At 62.1% G+C, this 20660-nt stretch carries 19 protein-coding genes; 13 read left to right on the top strand and 6 right to left on the bottom strand.

Annotation, left to right across the window (positions count from 1 at the left end; genetic code table 11):
• Positions 1 to 2 precede the first annotated feature (2 nt).
• Positions 3 to 1640, bottom strand: coding sequence for a glycoside hydrolase family 43 protein (locus BMZ70_RS08745; protein WP_207231517.1), 1638 nt, complete (start codon positions 1638 to 1640; stop codon positions 3 to 5).
• Positions 1637 to 2836, bottom strand: coding sequence for an SGNH/GDSL hydrolase family protein (locus BMZ70_RS08740; protein WP_229205348.1), 1200 nt, complete (start codon positions 2834 to 2836; stop codon positions 1637 to 1639). Before BMZ70_RS08740 ends, BMZ70_RS08745 begins: the two co-directional genes overlap by 4 nt.
• 93 nt (positions 2837 to 2929) lie before the next feature.
• Here BMZ70_RS08740 and BMZ70_RS08735 point away from each other — a divergent pair, with 93 nt between their 5' ends.
• The 9 genes from BMZ70_RS08735 (at position 2930) to BMZ70_RS08695 (ending at position 15188) form a co-directional block, all read left to right on the top strand.
• Positions 2930 to 4303: an enolase C-terminal domain-like protein gene (locus tag BMZ70_RS08735; RefSeq protein ID WP_092272496.1), complete on the top strand. Its 1374-nt coding sequence runs from the start codon at positions 2930 to 2932 to the stop codon at positions 4301 to 4303.
• A gap of 11 nt (positions 4304 to 4314) precedes the next feature.
• Complete coding sequence (locus tag BMZ70_RS08730) at positions 4315 to 5502, top strand: fumarylacetoacetate hydrolase family protein (protein ID WP_092272493.1); 1188 nt, start codon at positions 4315 to 4317, stop codon at positions 5500 to 5502.
• Positions 5503 to 5530: 28 nt separating this feature from the next.
• A complete protein-coding gene (locus BMZ70_RS08725) occupies positions 5531 to 6310 on the top strand; it encodes a D-xylose 1-dehydrogenase (RefSeq protein WP_304529071.1) in 780 nt (259 codons plus the stop codon).
• Positions 6307 to 7191 carry an SMP-30/gluconolactonase/LRE family protein gene (locus tag BMZ70_RS08720; RefSeq protein ID WP_092272491.1) on the top strand — a complete coding sequence of 295 codons (885 nt, stop codon included), beginning with the start codon at positions 6307 to 6309 and terminating at the stop codon, positions 7189 to 7191. The genes BMZ70_RS08725 and BMZ70_RS08720 overlap by 4 nt, the downstream gene beginning before the upstream one ends.
• A gap of 7 nt (positions 7192 to 7198) precedes the next feature.
• Entirely contained in the window at positions 7199 to 8974 is a 1776-nt protein-coding gene (locus BMZ70_RS08715) for an IlvD/Edd family dehydratase (protein ID WP_092272488.1), read from the top strand.
• A gap of 116 nt (positions 8975 to 9090) precedes the next feature.
• Complete coding sequence (gene xylF, locus BMZ70_RS08710; protein WP_092272485.1) at positions 9091 to 10092, top strand: D-xylose ABC transporter substrate-binding protein; 1002 nt, start codon at positions 9091 to 9093, stop codon at positions 10090 to 10092.
• A gap of 8 nt (positions 10093 to 10100) precedes the next feature.
• Entirely contained in the window at positions 10101 to 11627 is a 1527-nt protein-coding gene (gene xylG / locus BMZ70_RS08705) for a D-xylose ABC transporter ATP-binding protein (RefSeq protein ID WP_092272482.1), read from the top strand.
• A 14-nt stretch (positions 11628 to 11641) separates the two neighbouring features.
• Complete coding sequence (locus BMZ70_RS08700) at positions 11642 to 12781, top strand: sugar ABC transporter permease (RefSeq protein WP_092272479.1); 1140 nt, start codon at positions 11642 to 11644, stop codon at positions 12779 to 12781.
• A 28-nt stretch (positions 12782 to 12809) separates the two neighbouring features.
• A complete protein-coding gene (locus BMZ70_RS08695; protein ID WP_092272476.1) occupies positions 12810 to 15188 on the top strand; it encodes a glycoside hydrolase family 3 N-terminal domain-containing protein in 2379 nt (792 codons plus the stop codon).
• A 10-nt stretch (positions 15189 to 15198) separates the two neighbouring features.
• Here the strand turns inward: BMZ70_RS08695 and BMZ70_RS08690 are convergent, their stop codons facing one another.
• Both BMZ70_RS08690 and BMZ70_RS08685 read right to left on the bottom strand, forming a co-directional pair.
• Positions 15199 to 16758, bottom strand: a complete 1560-nt coding sequence (locus BMZ70_RS08690; RefSeq protein ID WP_092272473.1) for an ABC transporter permease — start codon at positions 16756 to 16758, stop codon at positions 15199 to 15201.
• On the bottom strand, positions 16755 to 17633 hold the full coding sequence (locus BMZ70_RS08685) for an ABC transporter ATP-binding protein (protein ID WP_092272470.1): 879 nt from the start codon (positions 17631 to 17633) through the stop codon (positions 16755 to 16757). Before BMZ70_RS08685 ends, BMZ70_RS08690 begins: the two co-directional genes overlap by 4 nt.
• A 98-nt stretch (positions 17634 to 17731) precedes the next feature.
• Here BMZ70_RS08685 and BMZ70_RS08680 point away from each other — a divergent pair, with 98 nt between their 5' ends.
• The 4 genes from BMZ70_RS08680 to BMZ70_RS27960 all read left to right on the top strand — a co-directional run bounded on the left by BMZ70_RS08680 (position 17732) and on the right by BMZ70_RS27960 (position 19669).
• Positions 17732 to 18214, top strand: coding sequence for a VOC family protein (locus tag BMZ70_RS08680; RefSeq protein ID WP_207231549.1), 483 nt, complete (start codon positions 17732 to 17734; stop codon positions 18212 to 18214).
• A 76-nt stretch (positions 18215 to 18290) separates the two neighbouring features.
• On the top strand, positions 18291 to 18659 hold the full coding sequence (locus BMZ70_RS08675) for a response regulator (RefSeq protein WP_092272464.1): 369 nt from the start codon (positions 18291 to 18293) through the stop codon (positions 18657 to 18659).
• Between the two features lie 102 nt (positions 18660 to 18761).
• Positions 18762 to 19004, top strand: coding sequence for a hypothetical protein (locus BMZ70_RS27965; RefSeq protein ID WP_130300840.1), 243 nt, complete (start codon positions 18762 to 18764; stop codon positions 19002 to 19004).
• Complete coding sequence (locus tag BMZ70_RS27960; RefSeq protein ID WP_130300842.1) at positions 19001 to 19669, top strand: hypothetical protein; 669 nt, start codon at positions 19001 to 19003, stop codon at positions 19667 to 19669. The genes BMZ70_RS27965 and BMZ70_RS27960 overlap by 4 nt, the downstream gene beginning before the upstream one ends.
• 102 nt (positions 19670 to 19771) lie before the next feature.
• Here the strand turns inward: BMZ70_RS27960 and BMZ70_RS27955 are convergent, their stop codons facing one another.
• Together BMZ70_RS27955 and BMZ70_RS27950 are read right to left on the bottom strand one after the other, a co-directional pair.
• A complete protein-coding gene (locus BMZ70_RS27955; protein WP_130300844.1) occupies positions 19772 to 20155 on the bottom strand; it encodes a hypothetical protein in 384 nt (127 codons plus the stop codon).
• Between the two features lie 42 nt (positions 20156 to 20197).
• Complete coding sequence (locus tag BMZ70_RS27950; RefSeq protein ID WP_130300846.1) at positions 20198 to 20638, bottom strand: YcxB family protein; 441 nt, start codon at positions 20636 to 20638, stop codon at positions 20198 to 20200.
• Positions 20639 to 20660: the final 22 nt, after the last annotated feature.

The raw sequence follows: 20660 nt of genomic DNA, 5'->3' as shown, positions 1-20660 counted from the left end.
TTTTATTTTTCCAGTGGGTGGTAGTCGAACCATGCAAAATCTGCGGCAGGCATGGTCTGCTGCCGGGCGCCTTCGGCATACATGCCGATAAAGACACCGGTAAATCCGCCTGCCGCTTCCGACGACAGCGCACCGGTCGGCAGCGAGCCGACCTGCTTGAGCGGCATGCCGCCCGCGCTGTAGCTGAATTCATAGCGGTCGGCCCACGACTCCACTTGCAGCACGACGGGGCCGGGCGGCAGCGGGGTGGTGGACTTCAGCGAGGTGACGCCCTTGGTGCGCGCCAGCAGTTCCAGCTTGCGCTGCGGTGCGCCGGTGATGCGCAGCTCGTCGTAGTTGTTCTCGTTCTGGCGCAGCACCAGTCCCGCCGCGTGAGTGGCGGCGGCCGGCTCGAATTCCAGCTGCGTGGCGGCGCGCATGCGCATATGCTCCTGGCGGCGGGCGATGAAGGCCGGCTGCGCGATGTCGTTCATGGTGACGCTGCTGCCTTTCAGGCGCAGGTAGCCGGGACGTTCGGCCAGCGACCACCTGCCGTCGCCGGGGCCGCGCAGTTGCGACCACTGCAGCCCGAGTTTGGGTAGGTTGAAATCATCACGTACCGGTTCGGCAGGCCAAGGCGCGGATGGCGGCAAGCCGTCGGCTGGCATCTCCATCGACAGCGGACGGCCGTTGTTCACGGTCAGCCAGCCCTGGTCGTTCCATGCGGCCGGTGCGAGCAAGGTCTCGCGGCCAAGGTGGTGCTGTTCGGCGATCGGGCGGATGCCAAGCATCGGCACCCACCATTTGCCTTCAGGCGTTTGTACCAGGTCGCCGTGGCCGGTGGCTTGCAGCGGCAGCTCCGGGTGGCCGCGATGCGTGAGAATCGGATTGGCCGGGTTGGCGGTGAAGGGGCCCCACGGCGACGGCGAACGCGCCATCGTCAGGCTGTGGTTATACGAGGTGCCGCCTTCGGAGATCATCAGGTAGTACTGACCGTCATGTTTATACAGGTGCGGACCTTCCGGCCATACGCCGCCGGTGCCTGACCAGATCAGGCGCGGTGGCTCCAGCAGTTTGCCCGCCTTGAGGTCGATCTCGGCCTGATAGACGCCGCCATGCTCGCCGCCGCCGTGGCGCGTGTAATAGACCTTGCCGTCGTCGTCGAAGAACAGCGATGGATCCATCGCGAAGCTTGGGTCGTTCAGCCACACCGGTTCCGACCATTCGCCGGCCGGGTCTTTGGTATGGACGTAGAAGGCGCCGCCGCCCTCCATATTGGTGGTGACCATGTAGAACACGCCCTCGTGGCAGCGTAGCGTCGGCGCGTAGATGCCTTGCGAGCTGCGGGTCTTGGCCAGATTCAGCTGGCTGGAACGGGTGAGCGCGTGGCCGATCTGGCGCCAGTGGACCAGGTCCTTGCTATGGTAGATCGGTACACCGGGGAAGTATTCGAAGCTGCTGGTGGCCAGGTAGTAGTCGCTGCCGACTCGGCACACGCTGGGATCGGCGTGGAAGCCGCTCAATATTGGATTGGTGTAGGTGGCCGCCGGCGCAGCGATGGTGATGGCGGGAGCGGCCAGCGAGATAGCCGCCAGTAGTGCTGACAGCGTTTTACGTGCCGGCAGGTCGGGGGCGCGCAGCGCAGTCTGCAGGGACATCATTTCGCACCTCCGCATTGTTTGCGCAGCGCCGCCAGCGGCACGGTTTCCGCCAGCGCGCGATAGCCGGCCAGCGACGGATGCAGGTGGTCGCCGGAGTCGTACACCGGTTTCAGGCGGTCCGGCTTGGCCGGGTCGCGCAGCGCCGCGTCGAAATCGGCCACGGCGTCAAACACGCCGGAGCTGCGGATCCACTGGTTCAGTTCTTGGCGATCCGCCTCGTTTTCAGCTTCCGGATGATAGTAGTCGCTGCCGACATACGGCGTCATGGTGGCGCCGATCAGGCAAATGCCATGTGCGCGTGCACGTTCTGCCAGCTGGCGGTGGGCCAGTTTCAGGTCGGCCAGCAGTTGCTGGCGGTCGGCCGGTGTGTCCGGCGTATTGCGATGCTGCCCGCCCAGATCATTCACGCCGATCAGCACCAGCGCGTGGGTGACGCCCGCGCGGCCCAGCACATCGCGCTCGAAGCGCGCCACCAGATTGGGGCCAAGGCCGTCGCGCAGCATGCGGCCGCCGCCGATGCCGGCATTGACCACGCCCAGTGTCATATTGTTATCGCGCAGACGCGCCGCCAGCACGTCCGGCCAACGGGTGTTGGTGTCCGGAGGGACGCCATAGCCGTCGGTGATGGAGTCGCCGATGGCCACCAGCGCGCCCACATTGCGCGGCGCTTGTACTTCAACATCGCTGAGGGCATACCAGCGCGTGACCTTGGTGGCGTCGTCCCATGCCAAGTCATTCACGCGGTTGCCCTTGGCGAGGAACGTGGTGGCGCGCGCGCCCGGATGGCCGGTCTGGCGAGCCGGCGCCTCCTTGAAATACAGCGAAACCGCCAGGTCGGCGGCTGGTTTCAGCGCCATGTCGACCGCGTCGCTGTAGTATTCCGCGCCGGCCGGGATCATGACGGCGGTGCGCCCGTCGAAGGTGAGGGCGCGGATTTTGTCGCTTCCTGCCAGTGCCACGCTGGCCGCTTCCACCATTAATGGTGCAGTGCCGTATGCATTGCTGATGCGGATCCGGAACTGCTTGCCGCCCAGAGTGAGATGGAGCACTTGCCGGATACTCGCGTCGCGCCAGTTTTCGGCCGCCAGTTCGTTGGCCGGCTCTGGGATTTGCTGCGCTGCACCCCAACTTGCCACCCAATGCGAGGACGGCTGCGCAGCGAAGGCAGGGCCGGACACCATGAAAGCCGTGACCACGGCGCCTAAACAGCTGCGTAAAGCAAGTTGACTTGGTCGCATAAATCCTTCACACTCATAAAATGTTAGCGCTATTCATTTTAGGGTAAAGAGATGGTACATGCAACAAAGACGCCGGAAGCAGGTGGTCCGGTTATCACGGAGATGCGCGTCATTCCCGTGGCAGGTCGCGACTGCATGCTGCTTAATCTTTGCGGTGCGCATGCGCCGTATTTCACCCGTAACCTGGTACTGCTGAAGGATAGCGCCGGTCGCACCGGCATGGGCGAGGTGCCGGGCGGCGCAGGCATCCTGCGCGCGCTGCAAAACGCCGTGCCGCTGGTTGTGGGTACGCAAATCGCCCGCTACAACCGCACGCTGAATAGCATTCGCGCTTCCATCAACGGGCAGCATCAGGTGACCGATGCCGCCGAAGCCGAAGTATTGAAACAGCCGCACGAAATCAACCTGCGTCTCGAGAACGTGGTCACCGCCGTTGAAGCGGCGCTGCTCGACCTGCTCGGCCAGCACCTGAATGTGCCGGTGTGCGAATTGCTGGGCGCCGGCCAGCAGCGCGACAGCGTGCCGATGCTGGCCTACCTGTTTTACATCGGCGACCGCAATCGTACCGATCTGCCTTACCTGAGCGGCGAGGGTGCCGCCGATTGGTACCACCGCCGCAACCAGGCCGCGATGACGCCGGCCGCCATCGTTGAACTGGCCGAAGCCACGGTGGAGAAATACGGTTTCCGCGACTTCAAGTTGAAGGGCGGCGTGATGCGCGGCGCAGAAGAAATGGAAGCCATCGCCGCCATCAAGGCCCGCTTCCCCGAGTCGCGCGTGACGCTGGACCCGAACGGCGCATGGTCGCTGCGCGAAGCGATCGACATTTGCCGTGGCCAAGGCCACATCATGGCCTACGCCGAAGACCCGTGCGGTCCGGAAGACGGCTACTCGGGACGCGAGATCATGGCGGAATTCCGTCGCGCCACCGGCATCCCGACCGCCACCAACATGATCGCCACCGACTGGCGCCAGATGGCGCACTCGCACCTGCTGGGCGCAGTCGATATCCCGCTGGCCGATCCGCACTTCTGGACCATGCAGGGTTCCGTGCGCCTCGCCCAGCTGTGCGATGACTGGGGCCTGACCTGGGGCTCGCACTCAAACAACCATTTCGATGTATCGCTGGCCATGTTCACCCACGCCGCCGCAGCGGCGCCGGGCAAGATCACCGCCATCGATACCCACTGGATCTGGCAGGAAGGCCAGGAGCGCCTGACGCGCGAACCGCTGCAAATCATCGGCGGAGAAGTCAAGGTGCCACAAGCGCCGGGGCTCGGTATTGAACCGGACATGGACCGCATCGAGGCGGCGCATGCGCTGTACAACAAAGTCGCCACCACGGCGCGCGACGACGCGATGGCGATGCGCTACCTGGTGCCTGGCTGGACCTACTCACCTAAAAAACCAAGCTTGGGACGTTAAAAGGAGACCCTGTGAAAAACACACTGAAACACGCGCCGGTTGCGGCGCACCTGCCGGTGGACCTGCCGGATGCATTGCTGGTTGGCCGCGTATGGCGTAACGATGTCAACGGCCCGAGCGTCGTGGTCGTGCGCAATGGCGAAGTATTCGATATCACCGCGCTGGCGCCGACCGTGTCGGACCTGCTGGAACGCGACGACCTGGTGGCCTTTGTCCACTCGGCGCAAGGCCAGTCGCTGGGCCGCGTGGAAGCGCTGATCGAAACCGCCTTGAGCGGTGCGCAGGATGCGCCGGTGCGCCTGCTGGCGCCAAACGACCTGCAAGCCATCAAGGCTTGCGGCGTGACCTTCGCGGTCAGCCTGCTGGAGCGCGTGATTGAAGAGCAGGCCGGCGGCAATCCGGCCAAGGCCGACGAGCTGCGCGCTTCGCTGCTGAAGGATATCGGCGCCGACCTGTCGGCCATCAAACCGGGCTCGCCGGAAGCGGAAAAGCTGAAGCAGCAATTCATCGCGCGCGGCGCCTGGTCGCAGTACATGGAAGTGGGCATCGGCCCTTACGCCGAAGTGTTCTCCAAGTCGCAGCCTATGTCGGCGGTGGGCTTCGGCGCGGATGTCGGCCTGCACCCTGAATCGAAATGGAACAATCCTGAGCCGGAAATCGTGCTGGCAGTGAACAGCCGCGCGCAAGTTGTCGGCGCCACGCTGGGCAACGACGTCAACCTGCGTGATATCGAAGGCCGTAGCGCGCTGCTGCTGGGTAAAGCCAAGGACAACAACGCTTCCTGCGGCATTGGGCCGTTCATCCGCCTGTTCGACGAGCGCTTCACCATCGACACCGTGCGCAATGCGGAACTGCGCCTGGCGATCGAAGGCGCGGAAGACGGCTTCCACCTGGACGGCGAGAGCCACATGCGCCAGATCAGCCGTGATCCGCTGGATCTGGTGTCGCAGACCTCCGGCGCGCACCACCAGTATCCGGACGGCTTCATGCTCTTCCTCGGCACCATGTTCTCGCCGATCAAAGACCGTGGCGCGCAGGGCGCCGGCTTCACCCACAAGCTGGGCGACCGCGTCAGCATCAGCAGCGCTTCGTTGGGCATGCTGGTGAACCACGTTTATCGCAGCGACGAAGTCACTCCGTGGACCTTTGGCGTGCGCGCGCTGTATCGCAATCTGGCCCAACGCGGCCTGCTTAACTAAAACCATAATAAATCCCAGGAGAGAATATATGGGCCAACCATTGGTCTACGCAAGCTACCCGGACCTCGCCGACAAGCGAGTCCTGATCACCGGCGGCGGCACCGGCATCGGTGCAGGCATCGTGGATGCCTTCGTCAAGCAGGGTGCGCAAGTGTTCTTCATCGACATCGCGGCCGAAGCATCGAAAGAACTGGCCGAAAGCCTGAAAGGCGGCAAGCACGCACCGGTGTTCTACCACTGCGACTTGACCGACCTGAAAGCGCTGTCCAGCGTGATCGCGCAAATTGAAAAGGACTACGGTGCGATTGAAGTCCTGATCAACAACGCGGCCAACGACCATCGCCATCAGGTGCAGGACGTCACCGAGAAATATTGGGATGACAGCCTGGCCGTCAACCTGCGTCACCAGTTCTTCTGCGCGCAGGCCGTGGCGCCTGGCATGAAGAAGGCCGGCGGCGGCGTGATCCTGAACTTTGGTTCGATCTCGTGGCACCTGGCCTTGCCGGACCTGACCCTGTACATGACCGCCAAGGCGGCCATCGAAGGCCTGACCCGTGGCCTGGCGCGTGATCTCGGCAAAGACGGCATCCGCGTCAACTGCGTGGTCCCAGGCTCGGTGCTGACCCCGAAACAGAAGGCGCTGTGGCATGACGAAGAAGGCAGCCAGGCTATCCTCGCGTCGCAGGTGCTGCCGCAGACCGTGGAAACCGAAGACATCGCCGCGATGGTGCTGTTCCTGTCCTCCGACAATGCGCGCCGCTGCTCGGGCCGCGATTACTTCGTAGACGCCGGATGGTATGGAGCATGAACCTCTATCAGCCTGAGTGCATCTGGTCGCTGGGCGCGACCCTGGGTGAAGGCCCGGTATGGCACCCGGAGGACAAGGCGCTGTACTTCGTCGACATCAAACAGCGCGCCATCCACCGTTGCGCCGAAGACGGCAGCCGCCGTCAAAGCTGGACGGTGCCGGCCGAAGTGGGCTTCGCCTTGCCGATGCACGGCGGCGATTTCGTGTGCGGACTGCCGGGCCGCATCGAGCGCTTCTCGTTCGAGACCGGCGCGCTGACCACGCTCCTCGAGCTGGAGTCGGACCTGCCGGGCAATCGCCTCAACGACGGCTATATCGACCGCCACGGCGCGCTGTGGTTTGGTTCGATGGACAACGCTGAAACGGCGCCCAGCGGCGCGCTGTATCGCCTGAGCCAGGTGGGCGGCGCCCAGCGCATGCTGCGCATGGACGGCGGCTACGTCATCACCAATGGTCCGTGCGTCAGCCCGGACGGCCGCACCTTCTATCACACCGACACGCTGGAAAAAATCATCTACGCGTTCGATCTCGATGAGAAGGGCAACCTGTCCAACAAGCGCGTGTTCGTGCGCATCGAGGGCAGCGGTTACCCGGACGGCACGGCGGTGGACGCCGACGGCGCGCTGTGGGTAGGTCTGTTCGCGGGCGCCCGCATCGAGCGCTACGCCGCATCGGGCGAACTACTGGACAGCATCGCCATGCCGTGTTCGAATATCACCAAGGTGGCATTCGGTGGCGAGGATTTGCGCACCGTGTTTGTGACCACCGCCCGCAAGGGACTGACCGACGAACAATTGAGCCGCGAGCCGCTGGCAGGAGGCGTATTCAGCTTCCGCGTGGCTACCCCAGGACAACTGCAACACCTGTACTTACCAGAATAGGCACTTTATGAGCACCCAATCGCGTCGCTACCGTTCGCAGGACTGGTTCGATAATCCGGACCACATCGATATGACCGCGCTGTATCTCGAGCGCTTTATGAACTACGGCATCACGCCTGAAGAGCTGCGTTCCGGCCGCCCGATCATCGGCATCGCCCAATCGGGCAGCGATATCAGCCCGTGCAACCGCATCCACCTGGAGCTGGCCAAGCGCGTGCGCGACGGCATCCGCGATGCTGGCGGCATTGCGATGGAATTCCCGCTGCATCCGATCTTCGAGAACTGCCGCCGCCCGACCGCCGCTATCGACCGCAACCTGGCGTATATGGGCCTGGTCGAAATCCTGCACGGCTATCCGATCGACGCTGTGGTGCTGACCACCGGCTGCGACAAGACCACGCCGTCGCAGCTGATGGCTGCGGCCACCATCGACATTCCTGCCATCGTGCTGTCCGGCGGTCCGATGCTGGACGGCTGGCTCGATGGTGAACTGGTAGGTTCCGGCTCGGCGATCTGGAAGGGCCGCAAGCAGCTGGCAGCCGGCAAGATCGACAACGAGAAGTTCCTGGAAATCGCCGCCGCCTCGGCGCCGTCGGCGGGCCACTGCAACACGATGGGCACCGCGTCGACCATGAACGCCATCGCCGAAGCGCTGGGCATGTCGCTGACCGGCTGCTCGGCGATTCCTGCGCCATACCGCGAACGTGGCCAGATGGCCTACGAAACCGGTAAGCGCATCGTTGAAATGGCCAAGCAGGACCTGCGTCCGTCGCAGATCCTGAACCGCGAAGCCTTCCTCGACGCGATTGTGGTCAATGCCGCCATCGGCGGTTCCACCAACGCCCAGCAGCACATCGTTGCGATGGCGCGCCACGCCGGCGTGGAACTGAAGTCCACCGACTGGATGGAATACGGCCACAAAGTGCCGCTGCTGCTGAACATGCAGCCGTCCGGTAAATTCCTCGGCGAGCGTTTCCACCGCGCGGGTGGCGTGCCGGCCGTGATGTGGGAACTGGAACAGCAGGGCAAGCTGCGCTCCGACCGACTCACCGTCACCGGCAAGACCATGAAGGAAAACCTGGTCGGCCGCGAAACCAACGACCGCGAAGTGATCTACCCGTTCAACGCGCCGCTGAAGGAAGACGCAGGCTTCTTCGTCCTGAAGGGCAATCTGTTCGACTTCGCCATCATGAAGACCAGCGTGATTTCGCCGGAATTCCGTCAGCGCTACCTGAGCATTCCAGGCCAGGAGAATGTGTTCGAATCGCGCGCCATCGTGTTCGATGGTTCTGGCGATTACCACAACCGTATCAACGATCCGTCGCTGAACATCGATGAGAACTGCATCCTGGTGATTCGCGGCGCAGGCCCGATCGGCTGGCCAGGTTCGGCGGAAGTCGTGAACATGCAACCGCCTGATGCCCTGATCAAGCGCGGTATCAACTGGTTGCCAACGCTGGGTGACGGCCGCCAGTCCGGTACCTCGGACAGCCCGTCGATCCTGAACGCGGCGCCGGAAAGCGCGGTGGGCGGTGGCCTGGCTTACATCCGTACCGGCGACACCGTGCGCGTGGATCTGAACGAAGGCAGTTGCAATATGCTGATCAGCGACGAGGAACTGGCCAAGCGCAAGACGGAAGGGATCCCGCCGGTGCCGCCGAGCCAGACGCCTTGGCAGGAACTGTACCGCTCCACCGTGGGTCAGATGGATACCGGCGCCTGCATGGAACTGGCGCTCAAGTACCAAGGCGTGGGCGACAATCTGGCCCGCCATAACCACTAGCCCGTCATTCCGGCGAAGGCCGGAATCCAAGCTGAGTGTGCGTCGCAGCGCGCTTTCATTGGGTCCCGGCCTGCGCCGGGACGACGGTGGCAAGAATAACTAACGGAGACGATTAGATGAAGAAGATTGTAGCGAGCGCCGTACTCGGCGCGATGATGGCACTGGGCGCCGGCAGCGCAATGGCCGACGCCAAGAACCCGAAGATCGGTTTCTCGATCGACGACCTGCGCCTCGAGCGTTGGGCGCGCGACCGTGAATACTTCACCGCCGAAGCTGAAAAGCTGGGCGCCAAGGTCTACGTGCAATCGGCCGACGCCAGCGAGCAGCGCCAGATTTCGCAGATCGAAAACCTGATCTCGCGCGGCGTGGACGTGCTGGTCATCGTTCCGTACAACGCCACGGTGCTGAACAACGCCGTGCGTGAAGCGAAGAAGGCCAAGATCAAGGTGGTCTCCTACGACCGCCTGATCCTCAACGCCGATATCGACGCCTACATCTCCTTCGACAACGCCAAGGTCGGCGAGCTGCAAGCCAGCAGCCTGGTGGCCATCAAACCAAAGGGTAACTACTACCTGCTGGGCGGCGCGCCGACCGACAACAATGCCAAGGTGCTGCGCGAAGGCCAGCTGAAAGTCCTGCAGCCGCTGATCGACAAGGGCGACATCAAAGTGGTCGGCAAGCAGTGGGTCAAGGACTGGAGCGCGTCCGAAGCGCTGTCCATCGTGGAAAACGCGCTGACCGCCAACGGCAACAAGATCGACGCCGTGGTGGCCTCCAACGACGCCACCGCTGGCGGCGCGATCCAGGCACTGGCCGCGCAAAAGCTGTCCGGCAAAGTCCCAGTCTCCGGCCAGGATGCCGATCTCGCCGCCGTCAAGCGCGTGATCGCCGGCACCCAGGCCATGACCGTCTACAAACCGCTGAAAGTGATCGCCACCGAAGCGGCGCGCCTGTCGGTCAAGCTGGTGCGCAATGAAGCGCCGGCCTTCAATGCCAGCTACAACAACGGCATGAAGAACGTGAGCACGCTGCTGCTGGCGCCGACCGCGCTGACCAAGGCTAACGTCAACGTGCTGACCGACGACGGCTTTTACACCAAGGCCCAGCTGACCAACTAAGGAGCAGCATGGCCGAATATCTTCTGGAAATGCGCAACATCGTCAAGGAATTTGGCGGTGTGCGCGCCCTGAACGGCATCGACATCAAGCTCAAGGCCGGCGAATGCGCGGGCTTGTGTGGCGAGAACGGCGCCGGCAAATCGACGTTAATGAAAGTGCTGTCCGCCGTGTACCCGCACGGCACCTGGGACGGCGAGATTATCTGGGATGGCAAACCGCTGCAGGCGCAATCGATCCGCGAGACCGAGGCGGCCGGTATTGTCATCATCCACCAGGAGCTGATGCTGGTGCCCGAGCTGTCGGTGGCGGAGAATATCTTCCTCGGCAATGAGATCACACTGCCGGGCGGTCGCATGGACTATGCGGCCATGAACCGCCGCGCCGAGGAACTGCTCAAAGAACTGAACATCAATGACGTGAACGTGGTGCTGCCGGTGAAGCAGTACGGCGGTGGCCACCAGCAGCTGATCGAAATCGCCAAGGCGCTCAACAAGAACGCGCGCCTGTTGATTCTCGACGAGCCGTCGTCCTCGCTGACGGCGTCCGAGATCAAGGTGCTGCTGAATATTATCCATTCGCTCAAAGCCAAGGGCGTCACCTGCGTCTACATCTCGCACAAGCTGGATGAAGTGGCGGACATTTGCGACACCATCGTCACCATCCGCGACGGCCAGCATATCGCCACCACGCCGATGTCGGAGATGAATATCGACCGCATCATTGCGCAGATGGTGGGCCGCGAAATGACGCAGCTCTATCCGCAGCGTGAACACACGCCGGGAGAAGTGATTTTCGAAGCCCGCAACGTCACCTGCTACGACGCCGACAACCCCGAACGCAAGCGCGTGGACGATATCTCGTTCAAGCTGCGCAAGGGCGAAGTGCTGGGCATCGCCGGCCTGGTGGGCGCGGGCCGCACCGAGCTGGTGTCGGCCATCTTTGGCGCCTATCCGGGACCGAGCGAGGCCGAGGTGTATCTCAATGGTGTCAAGCTCGATACCAGCACGCCGGTGAAAGCCATCCGCAACGGCCTGGCGATGGTGCCGGAAGACCGCAAGCATCACGGCATCGTGCCGGACCTCGGTGTTGGCCACAACATGACGCTTGCGGTGCTGAAGGATTTTGCACGCGCCAGCCGCATTGACCAGGAAGCTGAACTGGCGACCATCCGCCAGGAGATCAAGAGCGTCAAGCTGAAGACTTCCAGCCCGTTCCTGCCGATTACCGGCCTCTCGGGCGGCAACCAGCAAAAAGCGGTGCTGTCCAAGATGCTGCTGACCAAACCGAAAATCCTCATCCTCGATGAACCGACGCGCGGCGTCGACGTCGGCGCCAAGTTCGAGATCTATCAGTTGATCTTCAATCTGGCGAAAGAGGGCATGTCCATCATCATGGTGTCGTCGGAACTGGCCGAAGTGCTGGGCATCTCGGACCGCGTGCTGGTGATCGGCGAGGGCAAGCTGCGCGGCGATTTCGTCAACGATAACCTGAGCCAGGAAACCGTGCTGGCAGCAGCGCTGGATCAGGCGCACTGACATTAGGACTACCAATGAAATTCAATTTGAAACAGCTGTTCACGCAGTACAAAATGCTGGCCCTGTTGATTGCGGTGGCATTGATCTGGGCATTCTTCAGCTATCACACCGAGGGCGGTTTCGTCACCCCGCGTAATCTCTCCAACCTGATGCGCCAGATGGCGATTACCGGCATCGTCGCTTGCGGCATGTCGCTGGTGATTATCGCCGGTGAGATCGATCTGTCGGTCGGTTCGCTGCTTGGCCTGCTGGGCGGCGTGGCGGCGGTGCTGGATGTGACGCACCACCTGCCGCTGCCGCTCACGCTGGTCGTGGTGCTGGTGGTGGGCCTGGTGATTGGCCTGTTCAACGGCTACCTGACGGCTTATCTGGGCATCCCTTCGTTCATCGTTGGTTTGGGCGGCATGCTGGCGTATCGCGGCATCGTGCTGGGCGTCACCGGCGGCACCACCATTGCGCCGGTGTCTGACGACATGGTCTACATCGGCCAGGCCTACCTGTCGCCGACGCTGGGCATCGCGCTGGGCTTCCTGCTGTTTGCGGTGGCCATCTACCTGATCTTCGCGCAGCGCCGCAGCCGCGCCGCGCACGCGCTGGACGTGGCGCCGGTGTGGCGCGATGCCGCCAAGCTGGCTGGCCTGGGTGTGGTGCTGGCGGCCTTTGTCATCACCTTCAATTCGTATGAAGGCATTCCGCTGCCGGTGCTGCTGTTGCTGGCGTTGCTGGGCATCTTCAGCTACGTCACCACGCAGACCGTGTTTGGCCGCCGCGTGTACTCGGTCGGCTCGAACATGGAAGCGACCCGCCTGTCGGGCATCAACGTCAAATCGATCAAGCTGTGGATCTTCGGGATCATGGGCCTGATGTGCGCACTGGCTGGCCTGGTGAACACCGCGCGCCTGGCTGCGGGCTCGCCGTCGGCCGGTACCTCGGGCGAGCTGGATGCCATTGCGGCCTGCTTCATCGGCGGCACCTCGATGCGCGGCGGCTCCGGTACCGTGCACGGCGCGCTGATTGGTGCGCTGGTCATGGCCTCGCTGGACAACGGCATGTCGATGCTGGACGTGGACACCTACTGGCAGATGATCGTCAAAGGCGCGATCCTGACGCTGGCAGTTTGGGTGGACGTCAGCACTCGCGCCGGCAAGCGATAAAAAATATATCCAATAACGGAGACAACGCATGACCAATAACCGCAGGCAGTTCCTTACCTCCATGACCGGGCTGGCCGGTCTCACCGTGCTGCCGGCGATCGCCGCGCCAGCCAAGGCGCCTTACAAGGACGTCTCGCTGCCGGTTGAAAAGCGCGTCGATGATCTGATCGGCCGCATGACGCTGGAAGAAAAAATCATGCAGCTGCATTGCACCTGGCTGACCAAGGTCAAAATCCAGGACGAGAAGGGTGAGTTCGTCGCCGCCAAGGCACAGCAGGAATTCCCGCATGGTATGGGCATGCTGGCGCGTCCGTCGGACCGCCGCCTGGGGCAGGGCGCTGGCGCCGCCGGCGATGACGGCCAGGTGCTGAACCGCACCGCGCTGGAAACCGCCAACTACGTCAACGCGGCGCAGAAGTGGGCGATGGAGCAGACTCGCCTCGGCATCCCGATGTTCATGCACGAAGAAGCGCTGCACGGCTATGTGGCGCGCCACGCAACCTGCTTCCCGCAGGCGATTGGCATCGCATCTTCCTTCGACACCGATCTGACCACGAAGATTTTCAGCGTGGCGGCGCGCGAAATGCGTGTACGCGGCGCCAACCTGGCGCTGGCGCCGGTGGTGGACGTGGCACGCGAACCGCGCTGGGGACGCATCGAGGAAACCTTCGGCGAAGATCCTTACGTCTGCGGCGAGATCGGCAAGGCGGCCATTCTCGGCTTTGCGGGTACTGATCCCAAGTTGGCCAAGGACAAGGTGTTCGTTACGCTCAAGCATATGACGGGCCACGGCCAGCCGGAAAACGGCACCAACACCGGACCGGCCGAAGTCACCGAACGTACCTTGCGCGAGGAGTTCTTCCCGCCGTTCGAGCGCGCGATCAAGGAGTCCAACGTTGGCGCCGTGATGCCGTCGTATAACGAGATCGGCGGCGTGCCGTCGCACGCCAATCACTGGCTGCTGACCAAGGTGCTGCGCGAGGAGTGGGGCTTCAAGGGCCTGACCGTGTCGGACTACATGGCCGTGATCGAACTGGTGTCGCGCCACAAGTTGGTGGATTCGGCCAAGGAGGCCGGTTATCGCGCCTTCAAGGCCGGCGTCGATATCGAGACGCCGGACGGCGCCGGCTTCAAGGAGCTGGGCCAGCTGGTGAAGGAAGGGCGCATCAGCGTGAGCGAAATCGACGCCGTGGTGCGCCGTGTGCTGACCATGAAGTTCGAAGCCGGCCTGTTTGAAAATCCTTACGTGGACGCCAAGGCAGCAGAGAGCCTGACCGCCACCAAGGACGCCGTCGCACTGGCACGCGTGGCAGCGACGCGCACTCCGGTTCTGCTGAAGAACGACAAGGGCCTGCTGCCACTGGACGGCAAGAAGGTTGGCAAGGTGCTGCTGATCGGTACCCATGCCAAGGACACGCCGATCGGCGGCTACTCGGATATTCCGCGCCACGTGGTGTCGATCCATGAAGGCCTGGAAGCCGAGGCCAAGGCGCAGGGCTTCGCGCTGGCGTATTCCGAAGGTGTACGCATCACCGAAAGCCGTATCTGGGGCAAGGACGAAATCAAGTTCACCGATCCGGCGGTCAACGCGAAGCTGATCGCCGATGCAGTGGAAGCGGCCAGGTCGGCCGACACCATCATCATGGTGTTGGGCGATAACGAGCAGACCAGCCGCGAAGCGTGGGCCGATACTCACCTCGGCGACCGCGAATCGCTGGACCTGATGGGCCAGCAGAATGACCTTGCGCGCGCCATCTTCGCGCTGGGCAAACCGACCGTGGTGTTCTTGTTGAACGGCCGTCCGCTGTCGATCAATTACCTGGCCGAGAAGGCCGATGCGATTATCGAAGGCTGGTACATGGGCCAGGAGACCGGCAACGCGGCGGCCGACCTGCTGTTCGGCCGCGCCAACCCAGGCGGCAAGCTGCCGGTGTCGATCGCGCGCGGCGTGGGCCAGCTGCCGATCTTCTACAACCACAAACCGTCGGCGCGCCGTGGCTACATCGATGGCTCGACCAAGCCGCTGTATCCATTCGGCTTCGGCTTGAGCTACACCACGTTTGCGATTTCGGCGCCGCGACTGACCAAAGCTACTATCGGGGTCGGTGAGTCGACCAAGGTCGAAGTGGATGTGACCAATACCGGCAAGCGCGCGGGCGACGAAGTGGTGCAGATCTACATTCGCGACGATGTTAGTTCGGTGACGCGGCCGGTGCTGGAGCTGAAGGCGTTCAAGCGCGTCACGCTGCAGCCGGGCGAGAAGCGCACGCTGAGCTTTGACATCAAGCCGTCGGACCTGTGGTTCTACAACACCGAGATGAAGCGCGTGGTGGAGCCGGGCAGCTTCACCATCCACGCCGGCCCGGATAGCGTGAACCTCAAGTCGGTCAAGCTGATGGTTGGTTGACGATTACCAGCTAGCGGCTCTGGCGCAGCGCCAGAAGCCGCCCGAGTAGCAGCAACAGGCCGGCCGCCACCAGGTACCCAGTGACCGAAGCAATGGTGGCGGCGCCATTGAATCCGGCGACGTCCAGCGCCGGGATGGTGACGGCCTGCGTCGCCACATACATACCGAACAAGAACAGCGCGAGGAAGGTTCGCGCTGTCCGGCTCAATCCTCCCAGCACGCCAGCGGCGGCCGACAAGGCTGCCACGCCGCACAGCAAGGCCGCTGCGCGCAGCGGCGCGTGGGCCAGCCAGCGCAGCAGGACCGGAGCGGTCAGCAACAAGGCCAGCAGACAGGAAGCCAGCCATTGCGCGGCGTAGCTGCGAAGTCGCCCGCCGGGCAGGGCGGCGGTCATGGCGTCAACATCATATTGTGCATCGCGCACGCTGATTTCGCTGATCAGAATACCCCATACCACAATGGCGCCGATGACTACCGCGCCAAGCTGCGGGCCGTCGATCGCGCAGCCAAGTACCAGCAGTGCCAGTGCGGCCACAATCGCGGCCGGATTGGTCAGCAGCACCAGCGCCAATAGCGCCAGCACATGGCCCCCAACACCTGGCAAGCGCGCCGCCAGCGGCAGCAGCGGCCGGGCGATACGCGCGCAGGGGCGCAGGACGCGGTTGAGCAAAGCCAGCGGCGACCAGCCGCCTTGCCCGGCGCGGACCTTGACGCGGTCTGGCGAGAAGCGGTGGAACAGGAGCAGGGCTGGCAGTAACGGCAGCAGGGCGATCAGGGCGGAAGCGATGCGTGTCCAGACGATGGGCGCGGTCCACAGCAAGTTCGGCAGCGTCCTCGGCGCAAGGGACGCGTCGAAGTCACCACCGCCTATCACCAGTCCGCTAGACGGCAGAACCGCCGATACCTGCGCAATGACGATGCCTATGCCGGAGAAATCCAGCAATAACGCGGGAGACCAGCTTTTGTGATTCGCTGTCGCAATCGCGCCGGCGCTCAGCTGCATGGTCCATAGCACGAAGTAGAGCACATCGCCGCCTTTTCCCATGAGCGGCGGCCAGGACTCGAACAACAGCACGATGCTGGCGGTGAAGAACACCAGCGGCAGCAGCACCAGCGCATAGGTTTGCAGATAGACCGCCAGTTGCATCGGCCCTTCGCCGCGTAGCAGATGCAGCACCAGCATGGTCACTAAAAAAATGAGCAGCAGCCCGCATAGGTAGGCCACGTTTCCCAGCCAACGTCCGAAAACGAACACGCCGGATCCGGATGGCGTGGCGGCCAGCACGGCGCCCACACCGGTGCGGATATCTTCGTTCATGCGGCCGCGCGTGAGGTAGAAGCCGATCAGGCCGAAAAACAGGCCGGTCAGCGCCGCGCTGCCTATCGCCAGGCAACTGCTGTTGTAGGTGACACGGGCATTGTCGCTGACGATCATGGCGTGGCCCTTGGCCGGATCGCCCACCATCAGCCAGGTCAGCACGATCAGCGCCAGCACCGCGACCAGCGTGCCGGGGCGGCGCATGCGCAGCCGGACTTCGGTCAGCAGCAGGGCTGTGATGGCGGCGTTCATGGCGCCAGTCCGGCGTGGTCGCGCACCGCATAGCGTTGCGCCATCAAGGCCTCTTCCAGGCTAGGTTCCGCCGGGCGCGCGTCGGCGTGCGGTGAGGATGGGTGGGCGATGCGCAGCGTGATGCCATGCTCGTTTCGCTGGGCCTGCAGGACCTGGACTTGCGCGCGCAGCGTTTCATATTCTTGCGGCGTCACGGTTGCCGACCATACTTGCGGGCGGGCGCGCTGGACAAAGTTGTCGGGCGTGTCGCTGCCTACAAGCCGGCCCTGGTTCATGATCACCAGCCGCCCCGCCATGTTTTCGATGTCGGACACGATGTGCGTCGAGATGATGACCAGCTTGCGGAAGCCGATTTCGGACAGCAGATGGCGGAAACGCAGCCGTTCTTCCGGATCGAGGCCGGCGGTCGGCTCGTCGACGATCAGGACGTCCGGATCATTGAGCAGCGCCTGCGCGATCCCCAGCCGGCGGCGCATACCGCCTGAGAAGCCGGCAGCCTGCTTGTGCGCGTGATCGTGCAGATTGACCAGTTCCAGCAGGTGCTTGATGCGCGCCGGATCGCGCACGCCCTTCAGCGCGGCGAAGTACTGCATGAATTCCAGTGCGCTCAGATTGGGATAGACGCCGAAGTCCTGTGGCAGGAAGCCGAGCCGCTTTCGCATGGCGTCCGGCTGCTTCACGATGTCCACGCCATCGAACATGATTTGCCCGCTGGTGGGCCGGGAAATGGTGGCGATCATCTGCATCAGCGTGGTCTTGCCGGCGCCATTGTGGCCGATCAGGCCAACCACGCCAGCCGGCAGCTCCAGGCTGATGTCATCGACCGCGCGGACGTTCTTCCCATAGGTTTTCACTACATTGCGTAATTCGAGCATGGCACTCCTGAAATGAAAATGGGGCCGTCGTTTGCCCCAATTGATTATACTGCTCTTCGGTGGCGTTGCCCGCCGGAGCTCAACAGAGGAGAGAGATGATGACGAATAAGAATACGATCTGCCTGTGGTACGACCAGGACGCGGAAGAAGCCGCGAACTTTTACGCCCGCACCTTCCCCGACAGTTCGGTCGGCGCGGTGTATCGTGCACCGGCCGACTTCCCCGGCGGCAAAGCCGGGCAGGTGCTGACGGTGGACTTCACGGTCTGCGGCATTCCCTGCATGGGCCTCAACGGCGGCCCCACCTTCAAGCAAAGCGAAGCCTTCTCCTTCCAGATCGCCACCGACGACCAGGCCGAGACCGACCGCTACTGGAACGCCATCGTCGGCAACGGCGGCACCGAAAGCGCGTGCGGCTGGTGCAAGGACAAGTGGGGCCTGTCGTGGCAAATCACCCCGCGCGTGCTGACCGACGCGATGGCCCAGGGCGGCGAAGTGGCCCAGCGCGCCTTCGCCGCGATGATGGAGATGGGCAAAATCGACGTCGCCAAAATCGAAGCCGCCGTGCGCGGTGAGGCTTAAGGTACGCTGGCGAACATACGGCTAACTCAGCCGTTGCTACGATAGCCTCACAAACTCTTTCAATGTGAGGCATATCATGGCAAGCGCGAAACAGGTTCTGGTGGTGGACGATAACACCGATATGGTCGAATCGTTGTCGGCACTGTTGCAGTGTCAGGGCTATGAGACTGCGTCCGCGCACAACGGCTACGAGGCTTGCGACTGGGTGCGCGATAGCATGCCGAAGGCCATCATCATGGACCTTGGCATGCCTTGGATGGACGGCTTCGGCGCGGTGCGCGCGATCCGCCGCATGCCGGGCGCGCAGACGGTGCCGATTATCGCGCTGACCGGCTCGGCCGACCGCGATTCGGCCAAGAAGGCGGTCGCGGCGGGCTTCACCCAGCATTTTTCCAAGCCGCTCAATTTCGATCATCTGAACCGTTATCTGAGTAGCTTGATTTGAGCGCCGCACGCGTTTAGACATGGATCAACAGGTGGCGTGTGCCGGCACGCGTGTTTGAGGAGTAGACTGGATCACTCCCGATATGCGTTTGTTCAGCCAGCCATGCCCGCCAAAGCCAAGCCCGCCTCAGCACCGAAGAGGGCCAAAAAAGCCAAAGCCCAGCCAAGCCCTTTGTCGCCAGAACATCAAAAGATGTGGGAGCGGCAAAACGAGTACTTCAAGAAGCTGAGAGAGGCTCCTGCCGAAGGGCGGCGACGGCTGACACCGGAAGAAATTGTCGAGATAGGCCGGTCTTTTGGACTCTGGACAAAGAGCGGCAAGCTCACCGCCTCCTATAAAAAATGAGCGGTGACATTGTTGTTGCCTACCACGGCTGCGATTTTGATACGGCTATCCAGCTTACAGGTGATGACTACTCTCACCTCAGGCCAAGTAAAAATCCATACGACTGGCTCGGAGAAGGAATTTACTTCTTCGAGGGAGATGGCTTGCGTGCCAAGATGTTTGCCGAAGCCGCCGCGGAGGCGCCGCATCTGAATCTGACGGCTTGTCCGATTTTGCGTTCTTACGCTATTGGTGCGGTGATCCAGCTTGGCAACTGCCTCGATCTGACGACCCAAGCTGGCATTGAAGAGATTAAATTGGCTTATGCCGCCTTGGAAGAGGACCTTCCTGCAGGTTTCGAATTGCCCAGGAATCGCTCCGCTGGCCCTGATGATCTGGAAGGAATACTGCATCATCTTGATCGCGCAGTAATCAATCACGTACATGGTCAGCGGATAAAGTTTGGACAGCCGCCCTATGACACAGTTCGCGGCCTCTTCGCACAAGGCCAGCCGGTCTTTCCAACCTCTGCCATAAGGCGCTTATCGCACATCCAAATCGCAGTACGCAACGCCGATTGCATCCTTGGGTACTTCCACCCCAAGCTGCCAATTAAAGATTCGTTCCAGGGCCTGAATCGCCTAGGCGTTCCGCCATATCGCCGGACGCCCCGCCAGAGGGCGTGATTCAAGTATCTTGCTAGTGTTAACTGTGATCAGCTAAGGCCCTTTTAGCAAGCGAGGGCGACCGGCAACTATCGCCCCGAAGCCGTCAGTCGTCATTGAAATTTACAGGCCTTCTGGTATTCCGCTCTTACCATCGAGCTTTGTGATACGCCATTTATTCTGGTCATGCTGTTCAAATTTTATTTCGTAATCGAAGTCAGAGCTCACGACTAAAAGGCAAACGCAAAATTTCCGGCTTAGGTCGCTTTCAAAATTCCAAAGTTGCCGTCCTAAGTCGTTTAGATTGTCGAATAGCTGGCCCTCATTGAGAGTGGAAATCAACGTGACGCCTGATGAAGTGCTGTAGGAGGCATTGGAGCCATATTGGGCATCTGCGCATACGAATCGCCAATAGGCGCGTTCCCACAAAGGATTTATTCGTCGCATCGCCGCGATGAACTCCTTCGCCAATGAAATTACTACTGGGGATGCTCCGTCAAAATTCATAAAAGCTATTCTTTAAAAGTTATCACTGACTGCTAATGGCCGTCAGCGTACGGCGGGTTGATGTCGAGCAATGTAACCCTTCAATAGAACATGCTGCTCATCACTCAGTACCCTAAAAGGAACCGGCATTGCGCCGCCGATCTGCGCAAATAGATAACCTGCTGGGTACGTATGAATGGCGACGATCTCGGTCCAAGGGACGACCAACTCTCCGCCCTTCGAACGCCGGACGATCCCTGTATCATCAAAATGAAAGTCACAAGTGCCAACTTTCAATACCTTAAATAGGAATATCGGCGGAACAAATAGCAACAAACAGGTCCGCAGAATGACGACATCTAGTCGGCTTATCTTCTTTCCTTGTTCAATTTTTCGGCGTGCCAGTTCAGCAAGAGCATGGGCTGTAACTATTCTCAGGTATTCCCCAGGCTGGTAGCTAACGCGGAAGCGTAACGCAGCAATTGGAGATTCGGCTACTTGCACTAGGATGCTCCTATCTCTATGT

Origin of the sequence: Duganella sp. CF402, assembly GCF_900109645.1 — a bacterium.
Taxonomy (GTDB): domain Bacteria; phylum Pseudomonadota; class Gammaproteobacteria; order Burkholderiales; family Burkholderiaceae_D; genus Rugamonas.
This window is presented reverse-complemented; position numbering and strand designations above follow the sequence as displayed.